We start from the raw sequence: 23694 nt of genomic DNA, 5'->3' as shown, positions 1-23694 counted from the left end.
AATCAAAAAGGAAGATCGAGGTCCGGCGCAACTTTCTTGAGCTCGGCGTGGAACACGTCCTTGATGCGCTGCAACTCGGCCTCGGTTTCGGCTTCGAAGCGCAGCACCAGTACCGGCGTGGTATTGGACGCGCGAACCAGGCCCCAGCCCTTCGGATAGTCTACGCGGACTCCGTCGATGCTGGTCAGTTTGGCGTCGCCCCACTGGGCGTCTTTCTCAAGGGCCTCGATGATGCTGAACTTCGTGACGTCCGTCACCTTGATGTTGATCTCAGGCGTCGAAATGTCATTCGGGAAGGTCTCGAACAGGTCTTCGGCCGAGGTCGATTCCTGGCTGAGAATTTCCAGCAGGCGTGCCGCGCTGTAGATACCGTCGTCGAAGCCGAACCAGCGTTCCTTGAAGAAAATGTGGCCGCTCATCTCGCCAGCGAGCAAGGCACCGCTTTTCTTCATCTCTTTCTTGATCAGCGAGTGACCGGTTTTCCACATCACCGGACGACCACCGTGTTCGCTGATCAGCGGCGTCAGGCGGCGTGTGCATTTCACGTCGAAAATGATGTCGGCACCTGGATTGCGCTTCAGCACGTCCAGAGCGAACAGCATCAGCAGGCGATCCGGATAGACCACATTGCCCTTGTTGGTCACCACACCGACGCGGTCGCCGTCGCCGTCGAACGCCAGGCCCAGGTCGGCACCGGTTTCGTTGACCTTGGCGATCAGGTCCTGAAGGTTTTCCAGCTTGCCCGGATCCGGGTGGTGGTTTGGGAAGTTGCCATCGACTTCGGCAAACAGGGAAATCACTTCACAGCCCAGCGCTTCGATCAGTTGCGGGGCGATCACGCCTGCTGCGCCGTTGCCGCAATCGACCACGACCTTGAGCTTGCGGGCCATGACGATATCGTCCTTGATCTGCTTGAAGTAGCGATCGAGGATGTCGACTTTGGTGATGCTGCCCTTTTGTGAGGTCAGGTTGTTGGTCTTGATGCGCTCGTGCAGCGCCTGAATCTGCTCGTTGGCGAGGGTGTCGCCGGCGATCACGATCTTGAAGCCGTTGTAGTCTTTCGGGTTGTGGCTGCCGGTCAGCATGACGCCGGTCTTGCCCGCCAGCACGTTGGCTGCGTAATACAGCGCAGGCGTCGGCACCAGACCGACGTCGCTGACGTGGCAGCCGCTGTCGTGCAGGCCCTGAATCAATTGTTCGACCAGCTCGGGGCCGGAAAGGCGGCCATCGCGGCCAACGCTGACGTTGGGTTCGTTCTGCGCAAGGCTCTCGGAGCCAATGGCGCGGCCGATCCAGTAGGCGGTCTCAGCGCTGAGGGTGTCCCCGACCACGCCACGAATGTCGTAGGCGCGAAAAATGGTGTCGGGGAGTTTGGGTGCCACGGATGCTGGGCTGTTCATAGCGATGGGATGCTCCGATCTCAGGAAATCCTGGTTTTCGTCGAGAAGGTCGATATCGAGAATATCGGTATCTTGAAACAGCGGATCTGTCCAGTCGGTGCCAGGAGCAGCGATAGGATTCGACGCGCTGCCTGTCGTCATATGGGCATCGTTTTCTTTGCTCGTGACCGCGGCGGGAGGGGCCGTGGGTTTATCACGAAGCGAAACACGAGCCAGGGCCTGAGCCAGGCCGCCAAGGGCTGGAAGGCTCAAACCGAACGGTTTGACGGCTTTTCCGCTCGAGAGTTCTTGAAGCAACTGATCAAGCTGACGAGCGTCAGCACAAATACGCTTCTGCAAGGCCCGCTCGTTGCGGTGCAGGCCCAGTAATACGCCTGCTGCAGCGATCACCAGAGCCAGCAATAAAAGCACGATCGAGGACGCTGTTTTTGAGGTTGTGGCTGGCGAGAACTCCAGTTTCCAGCCGGGATAACCCGTGTCAAAGCTCTGCGGCTTGCCGCCAACGGGTTCGCCGCGCTGCAGGAAAACCTGAGCGGGACCGGTGCCGAACTGTTGACTCAAGACCACTTGCCCGACATCGGCAGGCAGTGTCGGCAATGCATTGAGCAAGCGCTTGGGATCGAACGCCAGCAGCAGCGTGCCGCTGACAGGCTGGCTGGCATCGGCCCGCACGGGGGCGGCGCTGTAGATCAGCCAGCGCTCGCCTGTCTTGCGTGCCTCGGGTGCAACGGCTTCTCCGCGTGCTGCCTTGTTCAGCATGTCCAGCGTGGCGAACGTGACAGGCAGTGAGCCTGTCGGGTCGACATCGGTCATGCCCTTGGGGTTGAGTCGCGCGCCTGCCAGGCCGTCCCAGCGTGTCAGTTGATCCTGCGCTGTCGCCAGTGCTGCGGCATCGCCGTTTTGCAAAGCCTGGACCAGCGCTGCACTCGTAGCTGCCGCCTGAGTGTCGGCACTGATTTGCCCGAGTGCCAGATTCACGGCCTGAGCCTGGCTGCTGCCCAGCGCTTGCGCAAGCCCGCCCTGATCCTGCGGGTTATTGGCGACGGCCAGCCAGGCAACGGCCATGGCCGCTGCAAGGCCGATCGCGGCGGGAACGAGCCCAGGGGAGAGTGCCTTTATGCTCGCAGCAGGCAGCGCAAAGGTAGCCGATACGGCTTGTTTTGAAGCGCTGTGCTGACTGCCTTTCAACGACTACTCCCCATGCTTAATCCCTATGAGCTGATGCGGCGTTTCGGTTGGCGATCAGTGACTGCCGGAATGCCCGAAACCGCCTGCGCCGCGCTGGCTTTCATCGAACGCTTCAACCAGTTCGAAGTGCGCCTGTACCACGGGCACCAGCACCAGTTGCGCGATGCGCTCGCCAACCGAGAGGTTGAATGCAGTCTGGCCACGGTTCCAGCAGGACACCATCAGCTCGCCCTGATAGTCAGAGTCGATCAGGCCAACCAGATTGCCCAGCACGATGCCGTGTTTGTGGCCCAGGCCCGAGCGCGGCAGGATCATGGCGGCCAGGCCCGGGTCACCGATATAGATCGACAGGCCTGTGGGGATCAGCAAGGTCTGGCCAGGTTCAAGAACGGTGTCCTCCTTGAGCATGGCGCGCAGGTCCAGGCCGGCGGAACCGACAGTCGCATAGGCCGGAAGCGGGAATTCGTTGCCAATACGAGGGTCGAGGATCTTGGCTTGTAGAGCGTGCATGCGTGATTAAACCTGATTCATACGGTCGGCGATAAAAGTGATCAGCTGGCGGGCAATCTTGGCCTTACTGGTCTGGGCGAAGAGCGTCGGGTGCAACGCTCGGTCGATCACGCTGCAGGCGTTCTCTTCGCTGTTGAAGCCAATGCTGGGGTTGGCCACGTCATTGGCGACGATCAGGTCGAGGTTCTTGTCCTTGAGCTTGCGTGCAGCATAGTCGAGCAGGTGCTCGGTCTCGGCAGCGAAGCCGACACTGAACGGGCGATCCGGGCGGGTGGCGATGGTGGCGAGAATGTCCGGGTTGCGGACCATCTGCAGCAACAGGCCGTCGCCGTTCGTAGGATCTTTCTTGAGTTTGTGAGGCGCGATGACTTCCGGGCGGTAATCAGCAACCGCAGCCGACGCGATGAAAAGGTCGCAGGGAATGGCAGCCTCGCACGCCGCCAGCATGTCGCGGGCACTGACCACGTCGATGCGCGAAACGCGGTCCGGCGTTGGCAGGTTGACGGGACCCGTGATCAGCGTCACTCGCGCACCCGCTTCCACAGCCGCTTCGGCCAGGGCAAAACCCATTTTGCCGGAGCTGTGGTTGGTGATGTAACGCACCGGGTCGATGTTTTCCTGGGTCGGGCCAGCTGTGATCAGCACGTGCTTGCCTGTCAGGCACAGGCGCTGGAAGCAATCGGCAGCACACTGCGCCAGATCATCGGCTTCGAGCATGCGCCCAAAACCCACGTCGCCGCAGGCCTGGCTGCCGGACGCCGGACCGAATACACGAAAGTCACGTTCTTCCAGCAAGCGGGTATTGGCCTGTACCGACGCATCGCGCCACATGGCCTGGTTCATCGCCGGTGCGATGGCGACGGTCGCATCTGTGGCCAGCACAATGGTGGTCAGCAAGTCGTTGGCGATGCCTTGTGCCAGCCGGGCGATCAGGTCGGCGGTGGCCGGCGCAATCAGGATCAGGTCGGCCCATTTGGCCAGTTCGATATGCCCCATGGCCGCCTCTGCCGCCGGGTCGAGCAAGTCCAGGTGCACTGGGTGGCCGGAAAGGGCCTGCATGGTCAGGGGTGTGATGAACTCGGCCCCGCCCCGGGTCATGACGACACGGACTTCCGCACCCTGGTCGCGCAACCGGCGAACCAGTTCGGCGCTTTTGTAGGCTGCGATGCCGCCGCCGACGCCCAGAACGATGCGTTTTCGATACAGCCGCTGCATAGGCCTGCCTTTTTGGTCAAGTGTTGACGCGACGGCCAGGACGCCTCCCCAGGCCAGATCGTCGCGCAAAAAAGATGGGCTAAGATAGCACAGCGACCGCACCGGAACAGGTGCTCAACCACAGGGAGGTGTTATGAGTATTCGCAGTTGGCCCACGGCCGAACGCCCACGGGAACGTTTGTTGGCGTTGGGCGCGGGCAGTCTGTCCGACGCCGAGTTGCTGGCCATCTTTTTACGCACCGGCGTGGCCGGAAAAAGCGCTGTAGACCTCGCTCGTCATCTATTGAATCAGTTTGGCGGCCTCAGACCGTTACTGGATGCGAATTTGCAGGATTTCACGGCGCAACTGGGCCTGGGACCCGCCAAGTTCGCTCAGTTACAGGCTGTCATGGAAATGGCGCGTCGACACATGGCCGAATCGGTGCGCCGTGATTCGGCGCTGGAAAATCCCCAGCAGGTTCGTAGCTACCTCAAGGCGTTATTGCGTCATGAGCCGCATGAGGTGTTCGGCTGCCTGTTTCTGGATAACAAACATCGGGTCATGACGTTCGAAGTGCTGTTTCGCGGCACGATCAACTCGGCGTACGTGCATCCCCGGCAGGTGGTAAAGCGTGCCATGGCCCACAATGCCGCCAGCCTGATCCTGTGCCACAACCACCCTTCGGGCATTACCGACCCCAGCCGTTCCGACATCGACCTGACCAAGCGCCTCAAGGAGGCCTTGCTGCTGATTGACGTTCAGGTCCTGGACCATGTGATCGTGGGGGATGGCGAGCCGTTGTCGATGGTGGAGCGGGGGTTGATGTAGTGCGTGTTGATCGTTACCACGCTCTGCGCTAAGTCTCTCGGACGATTTTCTTGAGTGCGCACACAGCCTGGTGGGAGCGAGCTTGCTCGCGAAGGCTGTGTTCCAGACGCTTCTTTTCTGGAAACTGTACCGGCCTATTCGTGAGCAAGCTCACTCCCACAGGTGCCTGCGTTTGCTCCGCAGGCACGGTATGTACCGTTGAGCGCTTAGCAGAGGCATGATCAACGGCAAGCCTGTTACTTCACCTGCACCTTGTAGAAATCCTGCCGCCCGAACGGGCTCACCTGATAGCCCGTCACGTCCTTGCGCACCAGTGCGGCAGCGGTCGGGTGGGCGAGGGGAATCCACAGGGCCTGCTGCTGGATCTGCGTCTGGGCCTGGTGGTAGAGCTTGCTGCGTGTGGCCTGATCGCTGGTGGATTTGCCGTCGCTGATCAATTTGTCCAGGGTCTTGTCGCAGTAACGGGCGAAGTTGGTGCCCGATTGCACGGCTGCGCAGGAGAACTGCGGTGTCAGGAAGTTATCCGGGTCGCCATTGTCACCGGCCCAGCCCATGAACAGCAGGTCGTGCTCGCCCGCCTTGGCGCGACGAATCAGTTCGCCCCATTCGATGACCCTGATCTCGGCATCAATGCCGATCTGCTTCAGGTCGGCCTGCAGCAACTGAGCGCCCAGGCTCGGGTTCGGGTTCAGCAGGCTGCCGGAGGGGCGTGTCCAGATCGTGGTCTTGAAGCCGTCCTTCAGGCCAGCCTCGGCCAGCAACGCCTTGGCTTTGGCAACGTCATGCGGGTAACCGGGCAGGTCCTTGGCGAAACTCCAGGTGTTGGGCGGATAAGGCCCGTTGGCGGTTTCTGCAGTGTCTTCGAACACGGCCTTGAGGTAATTGGCCTTGTCGAACGCAAGGTTCACGGCTTGACGCACCTGCGGTTTATCGAACGGCGGATGCTGGCTGTTGATGGCCACGAATGCGGTCATGAACGCTTCGGTCTTCTCGACCTTCAGTGAGGCATCCTTGCTGGCGGCCTGGATATCCAGTGGCTTGGGTGAAAGCGCAATCTGGCATTCGTTCTGGCGAATCTTCTGCAGGCGCACGTTGGCGTCCGGGGTGATGGCGTAGATCAGGGTGTCGACGTCGGACTTGCCGGCGAAGTAGTCCTTGAACGCTTCGTAACGCACCACGGCATCTTTCTGGAAGCGCTTGAACACGAACGGGCCCGTGCCGATGGGCTGGCTGTTGAGTTTTTCCGGCGTGCCTGCCTTGAGCAGTTGCGCGGTGTACTCGGCCGAATAGATCGAGGCAAAGCCCATGCTCAGCGTCGCGAGGAACGTGGAGTCGGCGCGGTTGAGGGTGAACTTCACTGTGCGCGCGTCAGGCGCATCAATACTCTTGATCAGCGCAGGCAGTTGCATGGACTGCGCGTGTGGGAAGCCGCTTTGCGCGATCTTGTGCCACGGGTTCTGCGGGTCAAGCATGCGTTTGAAGCTGAACAGCACGTCGTCGGCTGTCAGTTCGCGAGTGGGCGTGAAGTAGTCAGTGGTATGAAATTTCACGCCCGAGCGCAGCGTGAAGGTATAGGTCAGGCCGTCGTCGGAGACCGTCCAGTGGTCAGCCAGGCTCGGTATCAGCTTGCCGCTCTGGGCATCAAAATCCACCAGGCGGTTCATCAACACATCGGCCGACGCATTGGTGGTGGTCAGGGAGTTGTATTGCACCACATCGAAACCTTCAGGGCTGGCTTCGGTACAAACCGCCAGGCTCGCCGCCTGAGAGGCAATCGGGAGCAGCAGCGGGACGAGCAAAAAGGGAAGTGCAGCAAGGCGCATGGCGAAATTCCTGTTCAGAAAGGGCCCCATCTGCCGGCGCAGTCTGGTGAGGGAGTAACCCTAGACCATGTGCTGGCGCAGAACAATCGCCGCGGAGCGACGAGCGGTCTTTTTGCCAGTACCCCGCGCATGGCTTGATTCAGCCGCCGCGCAAGGTCCGTTCATTTACTGTAGAGTGCATTGCCTGTTGTTGCACGCAAGGCTTTCTGGTATAAAGCAGCGCTCTTTTCTAGGGGCCCGGTTCCTTCACTGTAGGTGTAGCCGGTAAGACCCTTAAAGAAACGCGGCGCCTGGCGCCAAATGACTGAGAGATTAAGCGGCCAACCCATGCCGGGTTGGGCATGTGGTTTTAGAGGGCTGAGGCATGTCGAGAGTCTGTCAAGTTACCGGTAAGGGTCCGGTAACCGGGAATAACATTTCCCACGCAAACAACAAAACCCGTCGTCGTTTCCTGCCAAACCTGCAGCATCACCGCTTCTGGGTTGAAGGCGAGAAGCGTTTTGTTCGTCTGCGCGTATCTGCTAAAGGCATGCGTATCATCGACAAGCGTGGCATTGAAGTTGTGCTCGCTGAACTGCGTCGCGACGGCAAAATTTAAGGGAGAGAATCATGCGTGAATTGATCCGTTTGGTGTCGAGCGCTGGTACAGGCCATTTCTACACCACCGACAAGAACAAACGTACTACCCCGGATAAAATCGAAATCAAAAAATTCGATCCGGTTGTACGTAAGCACGTGATGTACAAAGAAGGCAAAATCAAGTAATTGATTCTGTCTCCTGCAAAAAAGCCCGCTTTATGCGGGCTTTTTTGTGTCTGGGTTTTGAGGAAGGCTGGCGGTCTCAGGAGAACGAGAACGCCGAAATCAGCCCCGCCTCGTCGGCGGCGATCTTGATGCGGTTGCGGTCAAACATCCGGTCACTGGCATCCAGTGGCCCTACGATGCGGGTTCTGCCTGTCAGTTCGCTGATGTAGGCCTTGACTGTCGGTACATAGCGGCTGCCAATCAGATACTGAAGGTCCAGGGTGATTTCTTCGTTGGTCATTGTCATAGTCCTTTATGAGTAATGTCCGGAATGGACGCCCCTAGACTCATACAATCAGCAGGGCGTCTGGCGTTATTTATGTATAGCCGCCTCGAACACCACGTAAATCTTGCGACAGGCCTCCAGCACCTCCCAGGTGCCCTTGAATCCAGCCGGAATCACAAACCTGTCGCCTGCCCGCAACGTCTTGGCGTGGCCATGCTCATCGCGCAGAACCGAAACGCCATGCACGATTTCGCAGTATTCGTGCTCGGTGTAATTGACCTGCCATTGTCCTTGCTCGCCTTCCCAGACCCCTGCACTCATCTGCCCGCAGGGGCTGTTGTAGTGGTTGTAGACCGTCTGGGCAGGATCACCCTTGAAGATCTTTTCCGGAGCGGGTCGATAGTGCTCTGGAGCGGTGCTGGCTTCATTGAAGTCGACGATGCTGTCGATACTCATACCGGGCTGGCCTCTGGTGGAATGGGATGAAGGTTTGACGAGTGCATCCAGCAATGGTGCCGTGATGGTTCAAACCTGTGTTTAATAAAATCAACAAAAAAGGTCATTTTCCGGTAATTATGTCAAATATATTGGTTTTTGCCTGGCCGCTGGTTTAGGGTGGCGTTTGCCCTGAAATGTCGAATGGTGTCTTTAATCCACCATGACACACGCCTGTTCAACAAGAGGAGGAGATCCACATGACCACCCTGACTCGTGCCGACTGGGAGAAGCGTGCCCAGGATTTGAAGATTGAAGGCCGTGCCTTCATCCAAGGTGAATACACCAACGCCGCATCCGGCGAAACCTTTGACTGCGTCAGTCCGGTCGATGGCCGCATGCTTGCCAAGGTCGCCAGCTGCGATGCCGCTGACGCTCAGCGCGCGGTAGACAGTGCCCGCAGCGTATTCAACTCCGGCGTGTGGTCGCGCCTGGCACCTGCCAAGCGCAAGGCAACCATGATTCGCTTCGCTGGCCTGCTCAAGCAGAATGCCGAAGAGCTGGCCCTGCTGGAAACGCTGGACATGGGCAAGCCGATCAGCGATTCGTTCGGGATCGACGTGCCCGGCGCTGCCGGGGCCTTGAGCTGGAGCGGCGAGGCTATCGACAAACTGTACGACGAAGTCGCAGCGACACCTCATGATCAACTGGGTCTTGTCACGCGCGAGCCGGTGGGCGTAGTCGCAGCCATCGTGCCCTGGAATTTCCCGTTGATGATGGCCTGCTGGAAGCTGGGGCCTGCATTGTCGACCGGTAACTCCGTGGTGCTCAAGCCGTCGGAAAAATCCCCGCTGACGGCTATTCGTATTGCGCAACTGGCCATCGAGGCGGGCATTCCTGCCGGTGTGCTCAACGTGCTGCCGGGCTACGGCCATACGGTCGGCAAGGCGCTGGCACTGCATATGGACGTCGATACCGTGGTGTTCACCGGTTCGACGAAGATCGCCAAGCAGTTGATGGTCTACTCGGGCGAATCCAACATGAAGCGCGTCTGGCTGGAAGCTGGCGGCAAGAGCCCGAACATCGTCTTCGCCGACGCACCGGACTTGCAGACCGCTGCAAAAGCGGCTGCCAGCGCCATCGCCTTCAACCAGGGCGAGGTGTGCACCGCCGGTTCACGTCTGTTGGTCGAGCGCTCCATCAAGGATCGCTTCCTGCCGTTGGTGATCGAGGCGTTGAAGAGCTGGAAGCCCGGCAACCCGCTGGACCCGGCGACCACGGTTGGCGCGCTGGTCGATACCCAGCAGATGAACACCGTGCTGTCGTACATCGAGGCCGGTCACGCCGACGGCGCCACGCTGGTGGCCGGTGGCAAGCGCATTCTTGAGGAAACCGGTGGTACTTACGTCGAGCCGACGATCTTCGACGGCGTGAACAACGCCATGAAAATCGCTCAGGAAGAGATCTTCGGCCCCGTGCTTTCGGTGCTGACCTTCGACACGGCCGAAGAAGCAATCCAGATCGCCAATGACACACCGTACGGCCTGGCCGCGGCTGTCTGGACCGCCAACATCTCCAAGGCGCACCTGACGGCAAAAGCCTTGCGTGCCGGTAGCGTCTGGGTCAACCAGTACGACGGCGGCGACATGACCGCGCCGTTCGGCGGCTTCAAGCAATCGGGCAATGGGCGCGACAAGTCGTTGCACGCATTCGACAAATACACCGAGCTGAAATCCACCTGGATCAAGCTGTAAGCTGTCGTTCCCCGCAAGCGTCCCCGTCCAGTGCGGGGGCGTTTGGTCGCGTCCATTTTCCACGCTTACCGCCAGCAATCCGCCTGCCATAGGCAGCGTTGTGTCAGGCATGGTGTGGCTTCCCATCGGGTTTCGTATCAAGACGACACCTGCGTATAACGCCGAGTACAGAGTGAGAGTCATGCGTTGGGGTACTTATTTCGCCGTTCTGGCCTCGATCCTGAGTGTCGGCCTGGCCATCGGCGTCAGCATGCCGCTGGTGTCGCTGAGGCTGGCAGACTGGGGCTACGGCTCGTTCGCCATCGGCGTCATGGCGGCGATGCCTGCGGTGGGTGTGCTGGTCGGCGCTGGCGTGGCCAGTGCGCTGGCGTCGCGTTTCGGGACTGCCCATCTGATGCGGCTGTGTCTGTGGGGCGGCGCTGTGTCGGTCGGCGTTCTGGCGTTGCTGCCTTACTACCCGGTCTGGCTGGTTTTGCGTCTGATGCTGGGCATGATCCTGACGATTGTCTTCATCCTCGGCGAGAGCTGGATCAATCAACTGGTGATCGAGCGCCTGCGCGGCCGGCTGGTTGCCTTGTACGGCAGCACGTATGCCCTGAGCCAGCTGGCCGGGCCGCTATTGCTGGGGGTGATGGGCACCGAGGCCGACTATGGCTTCTGGGTCGGCGTGTTACTGATGACCTGCTCGCCCTTCCTGCTGTTGGGACGCACCGGCGCGCCGTCGACGGAGTCGAGCAGTGTGTCGTTTGCCGACCTGCTCGGCTTCTGTCGCGGCATGCCGGCCATCGCCTGGGCCGTTGCGCTGTTTGCAGCTTTTGAAGCGCTGATCCTGACGCTGCTGCCGATCTATTGCATTGGGCATGGCTTCACGCCCGAAGTCGCCCTGATGATGGTCAGCGCCGTTGTCGTGGGCGATGCGGTGCTGCAATTGCCGATTGGTCTGCTGGCGGACCGTATCTCGCGCCGCACACTGTTCACCGGTTGTGCAGGGGCGCTGATGGTGTCCAGTCTGGCCATTCCGCTGCTGGTCAGTACGGTGGTGATCTGGCCGCTGTGGGTGCTGTTCGGTGCCAGTGCCGGGGGGCTGTTCACGCTGTCGCTGATTATGATCGGTGAGCGTTATCGCGACGATGCGCTGGTGCGTGCCAACGCGCATGTGGCGCAGCTCTGGGGCATCGGCTGCCTGCTGGGGCCTTTGGCAGCAGGTGCAGGCAGTCAGTGGGTCAGTATTGATGCCTTGCCGTTGCTGATGGCTGCGGGGGCGTTCGGGTTGCTGGTCCTGACCTTGCGGCGCGGCGCATTCGGTGTGAGTGAAGCGCAGGCCTAGAGCATCCGTTCAAGACCAATCGCCTTGCTCATCCACGCATTGAAACGCCGCCACCAATCGCCGGGCTCGGTGTGCAGCGTGTGGATGACGCCATTGTCTTCGGTCACCCAGACTACCTTACCGTCCTCCAGTCGGGCTTCGTAGGTGAGCGAGGGTGCCATGCCCTGCAGCGTCAGCTCGCGCAGTTCGTCAGCCAGTTGCGGGCTGTCGACCAGCACGCCGACTTCGGTGTTCCACAGCACTGAGCGCGGGTCGAAGTTGAACGAACCGACAAACACTTTCTGACGATCGAAAATCATCGCCTTGCTGTGCAGGCTGGACTCAGAGCTGACAAAGGACCGGCTTTTCTTGAACAGGTGCGGGCCGCTGCCACGCATGGTTTCGGTATCGCCAGGCTGGCGGCGCAGCTCGAACAATTTGACCCCGTGTTCCAGCAGCGCCTTGCGATAGGGTGCATAGCCGCCATGCACGGCAGGCACGTCCGTGGCCTCCAGCGAGTTGGTCAGCAGGCTGACATTCACACCCGCGTCGGCCCGGCCGGTGAGGTACAGCAAGCCTTCCTGGCCTGGCACGAAGTAGGCCGAGATCAGCATCAGCTCTTTGCGGGTGTTCAACAGCTCCGGCGCCAGTTGCGTGGTCAGCAGCAGGTGCGGGTCTGGCTCGCCCTGTGCCAGCACCTTGGTGGGCGCATCCCACAGCGCCTGGTTCCAGGCCCAGACCAGTTCGTTGAGCCAGGTCTTCATGCGCGGTTCGGTCTTGTACGCCATCAGCCGCTCATACAGCGCCTTGTGTTGCTGATGCGCCTGCTCCAGAGAGGCGGTAAGCCGTTGCCTGGCCTTGGCCAGGTCCTGAGCGTCAGGCAGCACGTACATGAAGTCATCGATGGGCTTGCTCAGCGTGCTGTTCCAGTACTGATCGAAACTGTGCCCGAGCTGCTCGGCGACCGGTCCGACGCTGAGCATGTCGATGTCGGTGAAATTCAGATTGGGCTCGGCATCGAAGTATTCGTCGCCCAGGTTGCGCCCGCCGACGATGGCGACGCTGTTGTCCGCCAGCCACAGTTTGTTGTGCATGCGCCGATGCTGACGCGACAGGTTCATCAGCCTGCCAAGGCTGCGGGTGACGCCGGTCTCGCGCCCCAGGTTCTGTGGATTGAACAGGCGAATCTGAATGTTCGGGTGGGCGGCGAGGGTGGCAATGGCCTGGTCGACGCCGTCGCTGGTGGTGTCGTCCAGCAGGATGCGCACACGTACGCCACGGTCAGCAGCCTTGAGCAGTTCGTCGATCAGTGCCCGGGTGCTCAGGCCATCGTGGACGATGTAATACTGCAGGTCGAGGCTGCTTTTCGCATTACGGATCAGCTCGGCACGCGCCTTGAACGCGTCGCTGCTGTCGGGCAGCAGCCGAAAGCCCGAACGCCCTTCGTGGGGTTTTGCCATCGCCTGAATCGACCGGCCGAAGGCTGAGTCTGAAGACGGTATGGCCTGGCTTGGCTCACCGAGCGGGGCTTGATGTGCGCAACCGCTGACGCACAGCGCAACCAGCAAGGAAAAGGGCAAGGCCCATGAGTTCTTCAAATTGATTATCCAGTACCAGGCTCGGCTCGGTTTGGCGATAAGACCCACAAAACCGGGAAAAATTTGCCAGCGTCAGTCAGTTTGCGCAATCAGCTGCGCGATGGTCTCGCCGACGATGCGCACCGCGTTCTCGATTTTCGCTGTCGGCTTGGCGGCATAGTTCATGCGCATGCAGTTGCGGTACTTGCCCGAGGCGGAAAAAATACTGCCCACCGCGATCTGTACGCCCTTGTCCAGCAAGACGCGATTGAGGCGTTGCGTGTCGAAATCCTCGGCCAGTTCCACCCACAGCATGAAGCTGCCTTGCGGGCGACTGACGCGGGTGCCTTGCGGGAAATAGCGCATGACCCAATCGATCATCACGTCGCGGCTGCGCTGATACTGCGTGCGCATGCGCCGAAGGTGCGGTTCGTAGTGGCCGCCCTCGATGAAGTCGGCAATTGCCAGTTGCGGCTGCGGTGCAGTCGAGCCAGTGCTGATGTATTTCATATGCAGCACCCGTTCCAGATAACGGCCGGGCGCGACCCAGCCGATCCGCAGGCCGGGTGCCAGGGTTTTGGAGAACGAACTGCACAGCAACACCCGGCCATCCTCGTCAAAGGACTTGATGGTGCGTGGACGCGGATAAGTGAAGGACAGGTCGCCATACACGTCGTCTTCGATGATCGCCACGTCGAAGCGCTGCGCCAGGGTCAGCAGCGCTCGCTTGCGTGCTTCCGGCATCACATAGCCCAAGGGATTGTTGCAGCTGGGCGTCAACTGGATGGCCTTGATCGGCCATTGCTCCAGCGCCAGTTCCAGCGCTTCCAGGCTGATGCCGGTCAACGGATCGGTCGGGATTTCCAGCGCCTTCATGCCCAGGCCCTTGAGGGTCTGCATGGCACCGAAAAAGCTCGGTGAATCCACCGCCACGATGTCGCCAGGCGAGCAGATGGCTCTGATGCTGGCCGACAGTGCTTCGTGGCAGCCCGTGGTGATGATCAGGTCATTGGCGGTCAGGTGGCAGCCCGAATCCAGCAGCAGGCGGGCGATCTGCTCACGAAGTGTATGGACGCCGTAGATGTTGTCGTAATACAGACCGGGCATGTCCTGATGTCGGCTCAACTGGCCCAAGGCACGCATCAGCGGTTTCAGAGTGGGGCTGGAGACGTCAGGCATCCCGCGTCCCAGCTGCGTGACAGCTCCGAGAGGCGATACCCGAATCAGGTCCAGCACTTGATCCCACTGTGAGATATCCACCGGTCGCTGTACGGGACGACCGACCACCGGGAGCGCCGGGGCCTGGCGACTGGCCGATACGAAATAGCCCGACTTGGGCTTGGGTGTGGCCAGTCCGCTGTCTTCCAGAACGCGGTACGCCTGCTGCACGGTACTCAGGCTGACGCCGTGCTCAACGCTGAGCGCGCGCACGGAAGGCAGGCGGTCGCCAGGGCGATAAAGACCTTTTTCGATGCGCGAGCCCAACAGTTCGGCAAGGTTGACGTACAGCGTCATGGCGTACTCTCGAATGGAGTTGAACGGGAGAAGCAATACAGATTGCGCAAAAATACAGCATTCAGCGGCGGTTTTAAATCTTCTGTATGGAAAATATAACTGGTTTTTGAATCTGTAATGCTTTGTGCGTTCGCTCCATCATGGAGCCACACCCACCCGTGATGGAGAAATCAGAAATGAACGGGTTAAGCGACGTACGATTGATGCTTCACAGTCAGGAACTGGATAACACGCTCTCGACTGCGATCAAGGCCGTTCACGCAGATCAGTCTATGCCGGCAGGCATGAGTCGCTGGGCGCGCTATCGCCATCGCTGGACGTCCCGTCGCGCCCTGTTGCAGATGACCGACGACGAACTGCGCGATGTCGGCCTTGATGCATGGCAGGCCAGGGCTGAGGCGATGAAGCCGTTCTGGAAGTAGCGCGTCTTCAGCGCAGCTCTTTCAATCGGTGCCAGAGCATACCCAGCGCCAGCAGTGGCGAGCGCAGGTGCTTGCCGCCTGGAAAGGTCATGTGAGGAACCCTGGCGAACAGTTCGAAGCCGTCGCTGTGTTGTCCGGCGATGGCTTCGGCCAGCAGAAGGCCAGCCAGGTGTGTGGCGTTCACGCCGTGGCCGGAGTAGGCCTGCGCATAAAACACGTTGGGCTGATCTTTGAGTCGACCGATCTGCGGCAGGCGGTTGGCACCGATGCCGATCATGCCGCCCCACTGATAATCGATCTTCACGCTGGCCAATTGCGGAAACACGTCCAGCATCTTGGGTCGCATGTAGGCAGCGATGTCCTGCGGGTCGCGGCCCGAGTAATGACAGGCACCGCCGAACAACAGGCGGCGGTCGGCCGACAGTCGATAGTAATCCACCGTCACACGCTGGTCGCAGACCGCCATGTCCTGCGGCAGCAGTTCACGGGCTTGCGTCGGGCTCAAGGGTTCGGTCGCGATGATGTAGCTGCCCGCGGGCAACACCTTGCCGCTGATTTGCGGGTTCAGGTCTTTCAGGTACGCATTGCAGCCCAGCACCAGGGTGCTCGCCAGGACGCAACCCTGCGCGGTGTGCACCTTGACCTGTGGACCGTAGTCGATGCGCGTTACGTGGGAATGTTCGAACAGCTGCACGCCCAGCGATTGCGCAACCGCCGCTTCTCCCAATGCCAGGTTCAGGGGATGCAGGTGCCCCGAGCCCATGTCGATAAGCCCACCCACATACCGATCCGAGCCGACCACGCTGCGCATCTGGTCGGGCTGCACCAGTTTCAGCTCATGGCGATAACCCAGACTGCGCAACTCGTCGGCATCTTCAGCCAGGTGGGTCAGGTCGCGTGGCTTGTTGGCCAGGTCGCAGTAACCCCATTTCAGCGCGCAATCGATACTGTGCTTTTCGACGCGCCGACGCACGATTTCAACGGCCTCGATGCCCATCAGCTTGAGTTGGCGTACGCCGTCGCTGCCGATGACATTGGCGAACCGCTCAACGCCATGACCCACGCCGCGAATCAACTGACCGCCATTACGCCCGCTGGCGCCCCAGCCGATCTTGCGTGCTTCCAGCAATGCCACGCTCAGTCCGCGCTCGGCCAGTTCGATCGCCGTGTTGAGCCCGGAAAACCCGCCGCCCACCACGCACACATCGACCTTCACTTCGCCTCGCAGCGCCGGATGATCCGGTTGCGGATGGCTGCTGGCGGCGTAGTAGGAGGCGGTGTGCGAGTCAGGCTGGGCTGGGTTCTGAACGCGGGCGTTCATGGACATGTCCTGTTGGCGGCGCTGGAAAGTCTCTGGAGGATAAGCTGCTGTCATGAGCCTGCCAACTGAGGCAAAATCCCTGCATTGTGTCCGGGTGATCGTTTCAATGAGCTGTAACCTTCAGAAAGTCCGCGAGCTGCGCCGTCAGATTCCCTCGTTCGAGTGTGTGCCCGGCTGCCATGACTGCTGCGGCCCGGTGACCACGTCATCCGAGGAAATGGCCCGCCTGCCGCGCAAGACTGCTGCCGAGCAGGACGCGGCCCTGAACGAGCTGAACTGCGTGCATCTCGGGCCTCAGGGTTGCACGGTCTACGACGAGCGCCCGTTGATCTGCCGCCTGTTCGGTACCACACAAACCCTGCCGTGCCCCAACGGCCGACGCCCCGTCGAGCTGATTCACCCTCGCGTCGAGAAGCAGGTGCACGACTACATTGCCTCGACCCGGCAAGTGCTGGTGTAGCGTCCGGCTCAGTCGGCAATCGGCAGGTTCAGGCTCTCTTTCACTTCTTCCATCACGATATAGCTCTTGGACTCGCGCACGTGCGGCAGTTTTAGCAGGATGTCGCCGAGCAGCTTGCGGTACGACGCCATCTCCGAAATACGTGCCTTTACCAGGTAGTCGAAGTCCCCCGACACCAGGTGGCATTCCAGCACGTGTGGCAGTTTCAGTACCGCGCGGCGGAACTCCTCAAAGGTGTCCCCGGACTTGTAATCCAGGCTGATCTCGACGAACACCAGCAGGCTGGCCTTGAGGCTCTGCGGGTTCAGCCGGGCGTTGTAACCCATGATGATGCCTTCACGCTCAAGCCTTCTGACCCGTTCAGTGCAGGGCGTGGTCGACAGGCCGACCCGTTCGCCCAGTTCGGTGAACGAAATGCGTCCATCGGCCTGCAGGATCCGCAGGATATTGCGATCGATCTTGTCCAGCTCACGTTTTGACTGATGTTGCGTGCGCACGGTTTATATCCCCTCTGTGAAAGCGTTCTTTGCCGTGGATTAACACCGAATATAGGCATTTATACAGTTAAAAGCACTGCCCGATGCCCAATATACTGGCCACATCCTTGCTTTAAACTTCAAAACGTCAGCGGATATCCGCGATGAGGTCATCAACATGCGCGTTCTGGTCCTTGGTAGCGGTGTGATTGGCATAACCAGCGCCTATTATCTGGCGCGGGCAGGTTTTCAGGTCACGGTGGTAGACCGTCAACCCGCACCTGCCATGGAAACCAGCTTCGCCAACGCAGGTCAGGTGTCACCCGGCTATGCCTCGCCATGGGCTGCGCCGGGCGTGCCGCTCAAGGCCATGAAGTGGCTGCTGCAGCGCCATGCGCCGCTGGCGATCAAGGCGACTGCCGATATCGATCAGTACCTGTGGATGGCGCAAATGCTGCGCAACTGCACAGCCAATCGCTATGCCGTGAACAAGGAGCGCATGGTGCGGCTGTCCGAGTACAGCCGCGACTGCCTCGACGAGCTGCGTCTGGAAACCGGTATTGCCTATGAAGGTCGCAGCCTGGGCACCACCCAGTTGTTCCGCACTCAGGCACAACTGGATAACGCCGCCAAGGACATCGCTGTACTCGAACAGTCCGGCGTGCCGTATGAGCTGCTTGATCGCGAAGGTATCGCTCGTGTCGAACCTGCCTTGGCAGGGGTGACTGGAATCCTCAGTGGCGCCTTGCGCCTGCCCAACGATCAGACCGGCGATTGCCAGCTGTTCACCACGCGTCTGGCCGAAATGGCCGAGAAACTGGGCGTGGAGTTCCGTTACGGTCAAAACATCGAACGGCTGGACTTCGCGGGCGACCGCGTTAACGGCGTGTGGATCGACGGCAAGCTGGAAACCGCTGACCGCTACGTGCTGGCGCTGGGCAGCTACTCGCCCAAATTGCTCAAGCCATTGGGCATCAAGGCCCCGGTTTATCCGCTCAAGGGCTATTCGCTGACCATCCCGATCACCAACCCGGCCATGGCACCGACGTCGACCATCCTCGACGAGACCTACAAGGTCGCCATCACCCGTTTCGATAACCGTATCCGCGTCGGCGGCATGGCCGAGATTGCAGGCTTCGACCTGTCGCTCAATCCGCGCCGACGCGAAACACTGGAGATGATCGTCGGTGACCTCTATCCTCAGGGCGGTGACCTGACCCGGGCCGACTTCTGGACCGGGCTGCGTCCCACCACGCCGGATGGCACGCCGATCGTGGGTGCCACGCCTATGCGCAACCTGTTCCTCAACACCGGCCACGGTACGCTGGGTTGGACAATGGCGTGCGGTTCCGGCCGTTTGCTGGCTGATCTCATGGCCCGCAAGACACCCCAGATCAGTGCCGAAGGCCTTGATATTTCTCGCTATGGCAGTACCCAGGAGAACGCAAAGCATGTCAATCCAGCGCCAGCTCACCAATGAGCGCATGAGTCAGATCGTCGTCCACAACGGCACCGTCTATTTGTCGGGCCAGGTGGGAGATGACATGGCCGCCGGTGTCGAGAAACAGACCCAGGAAACGCTGGACAGTATCGAGCGACTGCTCGACCTGGCAGGTACCGACAAGACTCGCATTCTGTCGGTCACGATTTACCTCAAGGATATCGATGCACACTTTGCCGGTATGAACAGTGTCTGGGACAAGTGGCTGCCAAAAGGCGTCGCACCTGCCCGCGCAACCGTTGAAGCCAAGCTGTGCGAACCGGAAATTCTGGTCGAGCTGTCGGTGGTCGCCGCACTGCCATAACGTTTTTTCCTGGCCCGGCGACGCACCCTCGGCGTCGGGCTTTTTTATCACCTGCTCAGGCAATACCCTCCCCATGCGTCCAGCCCGCGCTCTTATCGATCTTCAAGCCCTGCGTCACAACTACCAGTTGGCCCGCGAAAGCACCGGCGCCAAAGCGCTTGCCGTGGTCAAGGCCGATGCCTACGGGCACGGTGCCGTGCGCGCAGCCCAGGCGCTGGAAGCCATGGCGGACGGATTTGCGGTGGCGTGCATCGAAGAAGCGCTGGAATTGCGTGCGGCGGGTATTACCTTGCCGATCCTGTTGCTGGAAGGTTTTTTCGAAGCCGACGAACTGGCGCTGATCGTCCAGCACGATCTGTGGATGGTGGTGCATTCGATGTGGCAGCTGGAGGCGTTGGAACAGGCCCGTCTCGGCAAACCCGTCACCGTCTGGCTCAAGCTCGACACCGGCATGCATCGTGTGGGCCTGCATCCCTCGGAGTACCGCACGGCGTACCAGCGTCTGCTGGCGACCGGCAAAGTGGCCAGGATCGTGCTGATGAGTCACTTCGCACGGGCCGATGAGCTGAACAGCCCGGCCAGCGCTGATCAGGTCGCGGTTTTTGAAGCCGCCCGTCAGGGGCTTGCCGCCGAAACCAGCCTGAAAAACTCTCCGGCCGTGCTGGGCTGGCCGACGATCCAGAGCGACTGGGTACGGCCCGGCATCATGCTGTACGGTGCCACGCCGTTCAGTGAGTCACAGGGACTGGCTGATCGCCTGCAGCCGGTCATGACGCTGGAGTCGAAAATCATCAGCGTACGCGAGCTGGCCGCCGGTGAGCCTGTCGGTTATGGCGCGGCCTATGTCACAGACCGTCCTTCACGCATCGGCGTCGTGGCAATGGGCTACGCCGACGGTTATCCGCGTCAGGCCCCCACCGGAACACCGGTGCTCATCGACGGGCAGCCTTCCAGGCTGGTCGGGCGGGTGTCCATGGACATGCTCGGTGTGGACCTGACCGACTTGCCTCAGGCCGGTCTCGGCAGCCATGTCGAACTCTGGGGCAAGCGCGTGCTGGCCAGTGATGTGGCCGCCCACGCGGGCACGATTCCGTACCAGATCTTCTGCAATCTGCGCCGTGTGCCTCGGGTTTATTCCGAAAGCTGAGGCTGTTCGTCGTCACCTGTTCCCCTGCGTTCCGGTCGCCGGTCGAGTGTTGTAAATATTGAACGCTGTGCCATCATGGCGCTCATAACGACTTGACCTGACTAAATCTGGGGGAATACCGCATTGGACGTGGGTGAACGACTGCAATCGATCCGCAAGCTCAAGGGCTTGTCCCAGCGTGAACTCGCCAAGCGGGCAGGTGTGACCAACAGCACCATTTCCATGATCGAGAAAAACAGCGTCAGCCCTTCGATCAGCTCCCTGCGTAAGGTGCTGGGCGGGATTCCCATGTCGATGGTCGAGTTCTTCTCCGAAGAAATCGAACCCGAAAATTCGACTCAGGTGGTTTACAAAGCCAGCGAATTGATCGATATCTCGGACGGTGCCGTGACCATGAAACTGGTCGGCAAGTCGCACCAGGGCCGTGCCATCGCCTTCCTGACCGAGACCTATCCGCCCGGTGCCGATACCGGTGAGGAAATGCTGGTCCACGAAGGCGAAGAAACCGGGATTGTCGTCGAAGGGCGTCTGGAACTGGTGGTCGGGCTGGACACCTACGTGCTCGAAGCGGGCGACAGTTACTACTTCGAAAGTACGCGTCCGCACCGCTTTCGTAATCCGTTCGACGCCCCGGCGCGGCTAATCAGCGCAGCCACTCCCGCCAACTTCTGACGTCACTGTCCCGCAGCCCTTGTTTTCAGGGGCGGTGGCTGATTTCTGTGTTCGTCGCTCACCTGGCCGACCGACTGCAGGCGCGTTTCAGCCGTGCCAGCTGGCCGTTATACTTTTGCGGCCTGCCAGCCCATTTGCGCAGGCGTGACCCAGTCACCTTGAGGGTGTTGAGCGTGAACCTGACAAACAAGTTTCTGGCCATTTCTGCGGTGCTGGCACTCTGGGCATTCAACGTTCAGGCGGCGAGCAATGAAGAGATCGCCAGGCGTCTGGAGCCTGTCGGGCAGGTCTGTGTTCAAGGCAAGGAGTGTCCCGGCGTGCAGGTTGTGGGTGCTGCTGGCGGTGCTGCCCGATCCGCAGATGATGTGATTGCCAAACACTGCACCGTCTGCCACAGCGGCATCATGCCCAATGCGCCGGTAATCGGTGATACCGCAGCCTGGACCGAACGTGCCCAGAAAGAAGGCGGCCTTGACGGGCTGCTGGCCAAGGCCATTACCGGCATCAACGCCATGCCGCCCAAAGGCACGTGTGGCGATTGTTCTGATGAAGACCTCAAAGGCGCGATTCAGAAGATGTCGGGGTTGAAGTGATCATTTAGGCTGCTGATCATGCATATGCTCCCGGCTCATCGGTCTACACAGGTTTCGCAGCAGGTGCGCGATTGTGGGAGGCGGCTTGCTGGCGATGACGTCAGCCCAGTCACTCATACGGCGCTGCAGGGACCGCCTCGCCGGCAAGCCGCCTCCCACGGGGTATCTATTCAGTCAGCCATTGTTGTTTTGGTTCTGGAGCGGGCGCAGAGCATGAAACGATCAAATCACACGCCGCGCAGCACTTTCCCGCCCAGACCTGTCCAAGCTGCATCCAATAACACATCAGGAGAGCTCGGATGCCGCAGTCCTGTTCCATTGAGCAAGCCGTTGATTACGTTCTTTCGCAGTTGCCCGAGCATATTCACCTCGGCATGCCGCTGGGGCTGGGCAAGCCAAATCGATTCGTCAACGCCTTGTATCAGCGGATCAGCGAGTTGCCTGAGCGCAAACTGACCCTTTATACCGCGTTGACCCTGGGACGTCCGACACCGGGAGAAGGCTTGCAGGCGCGCTTTCTCGAGCCGTTTCTGGAGCGCACGTTCGGTGACTATCCAGAACTCGATTTTCTCGCCGCACTGCGTCGCGACAGCCTGCCGGGCAACATCCGTGTCCAGCAGTTCTTCATGCAGCCAGGCAGTCTGCTCAACAGCGAATCGGCCCAGCAGGACTACGTCAGCAGCAATTACAGCCACGCCGCCCGCGACATCAATGCCAGCGGTCTGAACCTTGTCGCGCAGCTCGTGGCCCGTGATGAGCAGCGGCCGGGCAAGCTCAGCCTCAGCTGTAATCCCGACGTGACCCTTGACCTGTTGCCCATGATCGCCAAGCGTCGTGCGGCAGGTGAAACCATTTTGATGCTGGGACAGGTGCACGCCGACCTGCCCTACATGCCCGGCGATTCGGAGCTGGATGCCGTGGCCTTCGACCTGTTACTGGACGAGGAGGAGCGCAGCACGCTGTTCTCCACGCCCAACATGCCGGTGGGCTACCAGGATCACCTGATCGGTCTGCATGCCAGCACGCTGGTGCGTGACGGCGGCACCCTGCAGATCGGTATCGGCTCGATGGGCGATGCATTGACTGGCGCGTTGCTGGCCCGTCAGGCAGACAACGAGTCCTGGCGTGCGCTGCTGGCCGAGCTGAACATGAGCAACTGGCAAACGCTGATCGATCGCGAAGGCGGGATGCAGCCTTTTGCGAACGGCTTGTACGGTTGCAGCGAAATGTTCGTCAACGGCCTGCTGGTGCTGGCCGATGCGGGGATCATACGGCGCAGGGTATATCCCGACGCAGAACTGCAACGGCTGGCCAATATGGGCACTCTGGATGAGGACACCCATCCCGATGGCGTAGTGATGCATGGTGGTTTCTTTCTGGGTCCGACCAGTTTCTACGAGCGACTGCGCGAGCTGCCTGCCGAGCGTCTGGCGCAGTTCAACATGACTGCCATCAGCTACATCAACGAACTGTATGGCAATGAAGAGCTCAAGCGCCTGCAGCGGCGTGATGCACGTTTCATCAACAGTGCCTTCACCGTCACGCTGCTGGGGGCGGCAGTGGCCGACCAGCTGGAAGATGGACGTGTTCTCAGTGGCGTCGGCGGGCAGTACAACTTCGTGGCTCAGGCCCATGCGCTTGAAGACGCGCGCTCGATTCTGATGCTGCGCAGCTGGCGCGAATCAGGCGGCGAGGTCAGCTCCAATATTGTCTGGGAATATGGCCACGCGACGATTCCCCGGCACCTGCGCGACATCGTCGTGACCGAATACGGGATTGCCGACCTGCGGGGTCAGACCGACGCGACGGTGATCGAGCGGCTGCTGAACATCAGCGACTCGCGCTTCCAGGTCGGGCTGATCGAGCAAGCGCAAAAGGCTGGAAAACTGCCGAAGAACTTCAGCCTCGATCCGCGCTTTACGCAGAATACGCCTGAGCGTTTGCAGGACATTGCCTCGCGGCATGCCTCATTGTTCACTGAATACCCGCTGGGCAGCGACTTCACTCCACAAGAACGCGATCTGCTCCGGGCATTGAACTGGCTCAAGGGCAAATTCAAAATCACCGAGATTCTGGAGCTGGGAAAGGCCACGCTTGATGCGCCGGAGCCTGACGCTTACATGGAGCATCTACAGCGTATGCAGCTCGATAAACCGCAGGGGTTACGCGAAGAGCTTTATCAAAGGCTACTGCTGGCCGGATTGCAGAACACCGCCCAATGATCGTCCTCACTCCTT

At 60.4% G+C, this 23694-nt stretch carries 23 protein-coding genes; 13 read left to right on the top strand and 10 right to left on the bottom strand.

The genetic code is table 11. The features are described from left to right. Window positions 1–2 precede the first annotated feature (2 nt). From H8S56_RS24710 to coaBC, 3 genes are read right to left on the bottom strand one after another with little or no spacing between them, the layout of a single operon-like run. Window positions 3–2588, bottom strand: coding sequence for a phosphomannomutase/phosphoglucomutase (locus H8S56_RS24710; protein WP_187519078.1), 2586 nt, complete (start codon window positions 2586–2588; stop codon window positions 3–5). Window positions 2589–2642: 54 nt separating this feature from the next. Continuing rightward, complete coding sequence (gene dut / locus H8S56_RS15090) at window positions 2643–3098, bottom strand: dUTP diphosphatase (protein ID WP_024687410.1); 456 nt, start codon at window positions 3096–3098, stop codon at window positions 2643–2645. 6 nt (window positions 3099–3104) lie between these two features. Beyond that, the gene (gene coaBC, locus H8S56_RS15085) at window positions 3105–4313 is read right to left on the bottom strand and encodes a bifunctional phosphopantothenoylcysteine decarboxylase/phosphopantothenate--cysteine ligase CoaBC (protein ID WP_024687411.1); all 1209 of its coding nucleotides are present in this window, start codon (window positions 4311–4313) and stop codon (window positions 3105–3107) included. A gap of 133 nt (window positions 4314–4446) precedes the next feature. Here coaBC and radC point away from each other — a divergent pair, with 133 nt between their 5' ends. Beyond that, window positions 4447–5121: a RadC family protein gene (gene radC / locus H8S56_RS15080; protein WP_024694607.1), complete on the top strand. Its 675-nt coding sequence runs from the start codon at window positions 4447–4449 to the stop codon at window positions 5119–5121. A 236-nt stretch (window positions 5122–5357) separates the two neighbouring features. Here the strand turns inward: radC and H8S56_RS15075 are convergent, their stop codons facing one another. Further along, complete coding sequence (locus H8S56_RS15075; protein WP_187519077.1) at window positions 5358–6944, bottom strand: ABC transporter substrate-binding protein; 1587 nt, start codon at window positions 6942–6944, stop codon at window positions 5358–5360. 364 nt (window positions 6945–7308) lie between these two features. Here H8S56_RS15075 and rpmB point away from each other — a divergent pair, with 364 nt between their 5' ends. Together rpmB and rpmG are read left to right on the top strand one after the other, a co-directional pair. Next, the gene (rpmB, locus tag H8S56_RS15070) at window positions 7309–7542 is read left to right on the top strand and encodes a 50S ribosomal protein L28 (RefSeq protein ID WP_002551514.1); all 234 of its coding nucleotides are present in this window, start codon (window positions 7309–7311) and stop codon (window positions 7540–7542) included. A gap of 11 nt (window positions 7543–7553) precedes the next feature. After that, complete coding sequence (gene rpmG, locus H8S56_RS15065) at window positions 7554–7709, top strand: 50S ribosomal protein L33 (protein WP_004887154.1); 156 nt, start codon at window positions 7554–7556, stop codon at window positions 7707–7709. Window positions 7710–7785: 76 nt separating this feature from the next. On the opposite strand, the gene H8S56_RS15060 is transcribed toward rpmG, so the two are convergent. Next, window positions 7786–7989, bottom strand: coding sequence for a hypothetical protein (locus H8S56_RS15060; protein WP_187519076.1), 204 nt, complete (start codon window positions 7987–7989; stop codon window positions 7786–7788). Between the two features lie 72 nt (window positions 7990–8061). Beyond that, window positions 8062–8430 (bottom strand): cupin domain-containing protein, encoded by a 369-nt coding sequence (locus H8S56_RS15055; RefSeq protein ID WP_187519075.1) that lies wholly within the window; start codon window positions 8428–8430, stop codon window positions 8062–8064. Between the two features lie 239 nt (window positions 8431–8669). Here H8S56_RS15055 and H8S56_RS15050 point away from each other — a divergent pair, with 239 nt between their 5' ends. Both H8S56_RS15050 and H8S56_RS15045 read left to right on the top strand, forming a co-directional pair. Beyond that, window positions 8670–10163 carry an aldehyde dehydrogenase gene (locus H8S56_RS15050; RefSeq protein WP_187519074.1) on the top strand — a complete coding sequence of 498 codons (1494 nt, stop codon included), beginning with the start codon at window positions 8670–8672 and terminating at the stop codon, window positions 10161–10163. 181 nt (window positions 10164–10344) lie between these two features. Beyond that, complete coding sequence (locus tag H8S56_RS15045) at window positions 10345–11490, top strand: MFS transporter (RefSeq protein WP_187519073.1); 1146 nt, start codon at window positions 10345–10347, stop codon at window positions 11488–11490. Here the strand turns inward: H8S56_RS15045 and H8S56_RS15040 are convergent. Continuing rightward, window positions 11487–13067 carry a phospholipase D family protein gene (locus H8S56_RS15040; protein WP_187519072.1) on the bottom strand — a complete coding sequence of 527 codons (1581 nt, stop codon included), beginning with the start codon at window positions 13065–13067 and terminating at the stop codon, window positions 11487–11489. The genes H8S56_RS15045 and H8S56_RS15040 overlap by 4 nt on opposite strands. 72 nt (window positions 13068–13139) lie before the next feature. Next, window positions 13140–14561: an aminotransferase-like domain-containing protein gene (locus H8S56_RS15035; protein WP_187519071.1), complete on the bottom strand. Its 1422-nt coding sequence runs from the start codon at window positions 14559–14561 to the stop codon at window positions 13140–13142. Between the two features lie 176 nt (window positions 14562–14737). Between H8S56_RS15035 and H8S56_RS15030 the strand changes: the two genes are divergently transcribed. Then, window positions 14738–14983, top strand: coding sequence for a DUF1127 domain-containing protein (locus H8S56_RS15030; protein WP_187519070.1), 246 nt, complete (start codon window positions 14738–14740; stop codon window positions 14981–14983). Between the two features lie 7 nt (window positions 14984–14990). Here H8S56_RS15030 and H8S56_RS15025 read toward each other — a convergent pair whose 3' ends face one another. Next, on the bottom strand, window positions 14991–16304 hold the full coding sequence (locus H8S56_RS15025; RefSeq protein WP_187519069.1) for an NAD(P)/FAD-dependent oxidoreductase: 1314 nt from the start codon (window positions 16302–16304) through the stop codon (window positions 14991–14993). Between the two features lie 106 nt (window positions 16305–16410). Here H8S56_RS15025 and H8S56_RS15020 point away from each other — a divergent pair, with 106 nt between their 5' ends. After that, window positions 16411–16764, top strand: coding sequence for a YkgJ family cysteine cluster protein (locus tag H8S56_RS15020; RefSeq protein ID WP_024687422.1), 354 nt, complete (start codon window positions 16411–16413; stop codon window positions 16762–16764). Window positions 16765–16772: 8 nt separating this feature from the next. On the opposite strand, the gene dadR is transcribed toward H8S56_RS15020, so the two are convergent. Further along, entirely contained in the window at window positions 16773–17261 is a 489-nt protein-coding gene (gene dadR / locus H8S56_RS15015) for a transcriptional regulator DadR (protein ID WP_004887134.1), read from the bottom strand. A 157-nt stretch (window positions 17262–17418) separates the two neighbouring features. On the opposite strand from dadR, the gene dadA reads away from it, so the two are divergent. The 6 genes from dadA to H8S56_RS14985 all read left to right on the top strand — a co-directional run bounded on the left by dadA (window position 17419) and on the right by H8S56_RS14985 (window position 23679). Continuing rightward, window positions 17419–18720, top strand: coding sequence for a D-amino acid dehydrogenase (gene dadA, locus H8S56_RS15010; RefSeq protein WP_024687423.1), 1302 nt, complete (start codon window positions 17419–17421; stop codon window positions 18718–18720). Then, window positions 18692–19045 (top strand): RidA family protein, encoded by a 354-nt coding sequence (locus H8S56_RS15005; protein WP_024687424.1) that lies wholly within the window; start codon window positions 18692–18694, stop codon window positions 19043–19045. The genes dadA and H8S56_RS15005 overlap by 29 nt, the downstream gene beginning before the upstream one ends. A gap of 73 nt (window positions 19046–19118) precedes the next feature. Then, window positions 19119–20192, top strand: coding sequence for an alanine racemase (gene alr, locus H8S56_RS15000; RefSeq protein WP_187519068.1), 1074 nt, complete (start codon window positions 19119–19121; stop codon window positions 20190–20192). Window positions 20193–20315: 123 nt separating this feature from the next. After that, a complete protein-coding gene (locus tag H8S56_RS14995; protein ID WP_024687426.1) occupies window positions 20316–20864 on the top strand; it encodes a cupin domain-containing protein in 549 nt (182 codons plus the stop codon). A gap of 173 nt (window positions 20865–21037) precedes the next feature. Then, window positions 21038–21457: a c-type cytochrome gene (locus H8S56_RS14990; RefSeq protein ID WP_187519067.1), complete on the top strand. Its 420-nt coding sequence runs from the start codon at window positions 21038–21040 to the stop codon at window positions 21455–21457. A gap of 299 nt (window positions 21458–21756) precedes the next feature. Then, window positions 21757–23679, top strand: coding sequence for an acetyl-CoA hydrolase/transferase family protein (locus H8S56_RS14985; protein ID WP_187519066.1), 1923 nt, complete (start codon window positions 21757–21759; stop codon window positions 23677–23679). Window positions 23680–23694 lie beyond the last annotated feature (15 nt).

Source organism: Pseudomonas triticifolii (assembly GCF_014358015.1).
Taxonomy (GTDB): Bacteria; Pseudomonadota; Gammaproteobacteria; order Pseudomonadales; family Pseudomonadaceae; genus Aquipseudomonas; species Aquipseudomonas triticifolii.
The sequence above is the reverse complement of the archived record's forward strand: the minus strand, read 5'-3'. Positions and strand labels throughout refer to the sequence as shown.

Bases quoted from the DNA above. Each gene is read 5' to 3' on its own strand.
- dut (WP_024687410.1), bottom strand. From the start codon at position 3,098: ATGCACGCTCTACAAGCCAAGATCCTCGACCCTCGTATTGGCAACGAA.
- coaBC (WP_024687411.1), bottom strand. From the start codon at position 4,313: ATGCAGCGGCTGTATCGAAAACGCATCGTTCTGGGCGTCGGCGGCGGC.
- radC (WP_024694607.1), top strand. From the start codon at position 4,447: ATGAGTATTCGCAGTTGGCCCACGGCCGAACGCCCACGGGAACGTTTG.
- H8S56_RS15075 (WP_187519077.1), bottom strand. From the start codon at position 6,944: ATGCGCCTTGCTGCACTTCCCTTTTTGCTCGTCCCGCTGCTGCTCCCG.
- rpmB (WP_002551514.1), top strand. From the start codon at position 7,309: ATGTCGAGAGTCTGTCAAGTTACCGGTAAGGGTCCGGTAACCGGGAAT.
- rpmG (WP_004887154.1), top strand. From the start codon at position 7,554: ATGCGTGAATTGATCCGTTTGGTGTCGAGCGCTGGTACAGGCCATTTC.
- H8S56_RS15060 (WP_187519076.1), bottom strand. From the start codon at position 7,989: ATGACCAACGAAGAAATCACCCTGGACCTTCAGTATCTGATTGGCAGC.
- H8S56_RS15055 (WP_187519075.1), bottom strand. From the start codon at position 8,430: ATGAGTATCGACAGCATCGTCGACTTCAATGAAGCCAGCACCGCTCCA.
- H8S56_RS15050 (WP_187519074.1), top strand. From the start codon at position 8,670: ATGACCACCCTGACTCGTGCCGACTGGGAGAAGCGTGCCCAGGATTTG.
- H8S56_RS15045 (WP_187519073.1), top strand. From the start codon at position 10,345: ATGCGTTGGGGTACTTATTTCGCCGTTCTGGCCTCGATCCTGAGTGTC.
- H8S56_RS15035 (WP_187519071.1), bottom strand. From the start codon at position 14,561: ATGACGCTGTACGTCAACCTTGCCGAACTGTTGGGCTCGCGCATCGAA.
- H8S56_RS15030 (WP_187519070.1), top strand. From the start codon at position 14,738: ATGAACGGGTTAAGCGACGTACGATTGATGCTTCACAGTCAGGAACTG.
- H8S56_RS15025 (WP_187519069.1), bottom strand. From the start codon at position 16,304: ATGAACGCCCGCGTTCAGAACCCAGCCCAGCCTGACTCGCACACCGCC.
- H8S56_RS15020 (WP_024687422.1), top strand. From the start codon at position 16,411: ATGAGCTGTAACCTTCAGAAAGTCCGCGAGCTGCGCCGTCAGATTCCC.
- dadA (WP_024687423.1), top strand. From the start codon at position 17,419: ATGCGCGTTCTGGTCCTTGGTAGCGGTGTGATTGGCATAACCAGCGCC.
- H8S56_RS15005 (WP_024687424.1), top strand. From the start codon at position 18,692: ATGTCAATCCAGCGCCAGCTCACCAATGAGCGCATGAGTCAGATCGTC.
- alr (WP_187519068.1), top strand. From the start codon at position 19,119: ATGCGTCCAGCCCGCGCTCTTATCGATCTTCAAGCCCTGCGTCACAAC.
- H8S56_RS14985 (WP_187519066.1), top strand. From the start codon at position 21,757: ATGCCGCAGTCCTGTTCCATTGAGCAAGCCGTTGATTACGTTCTTTCG.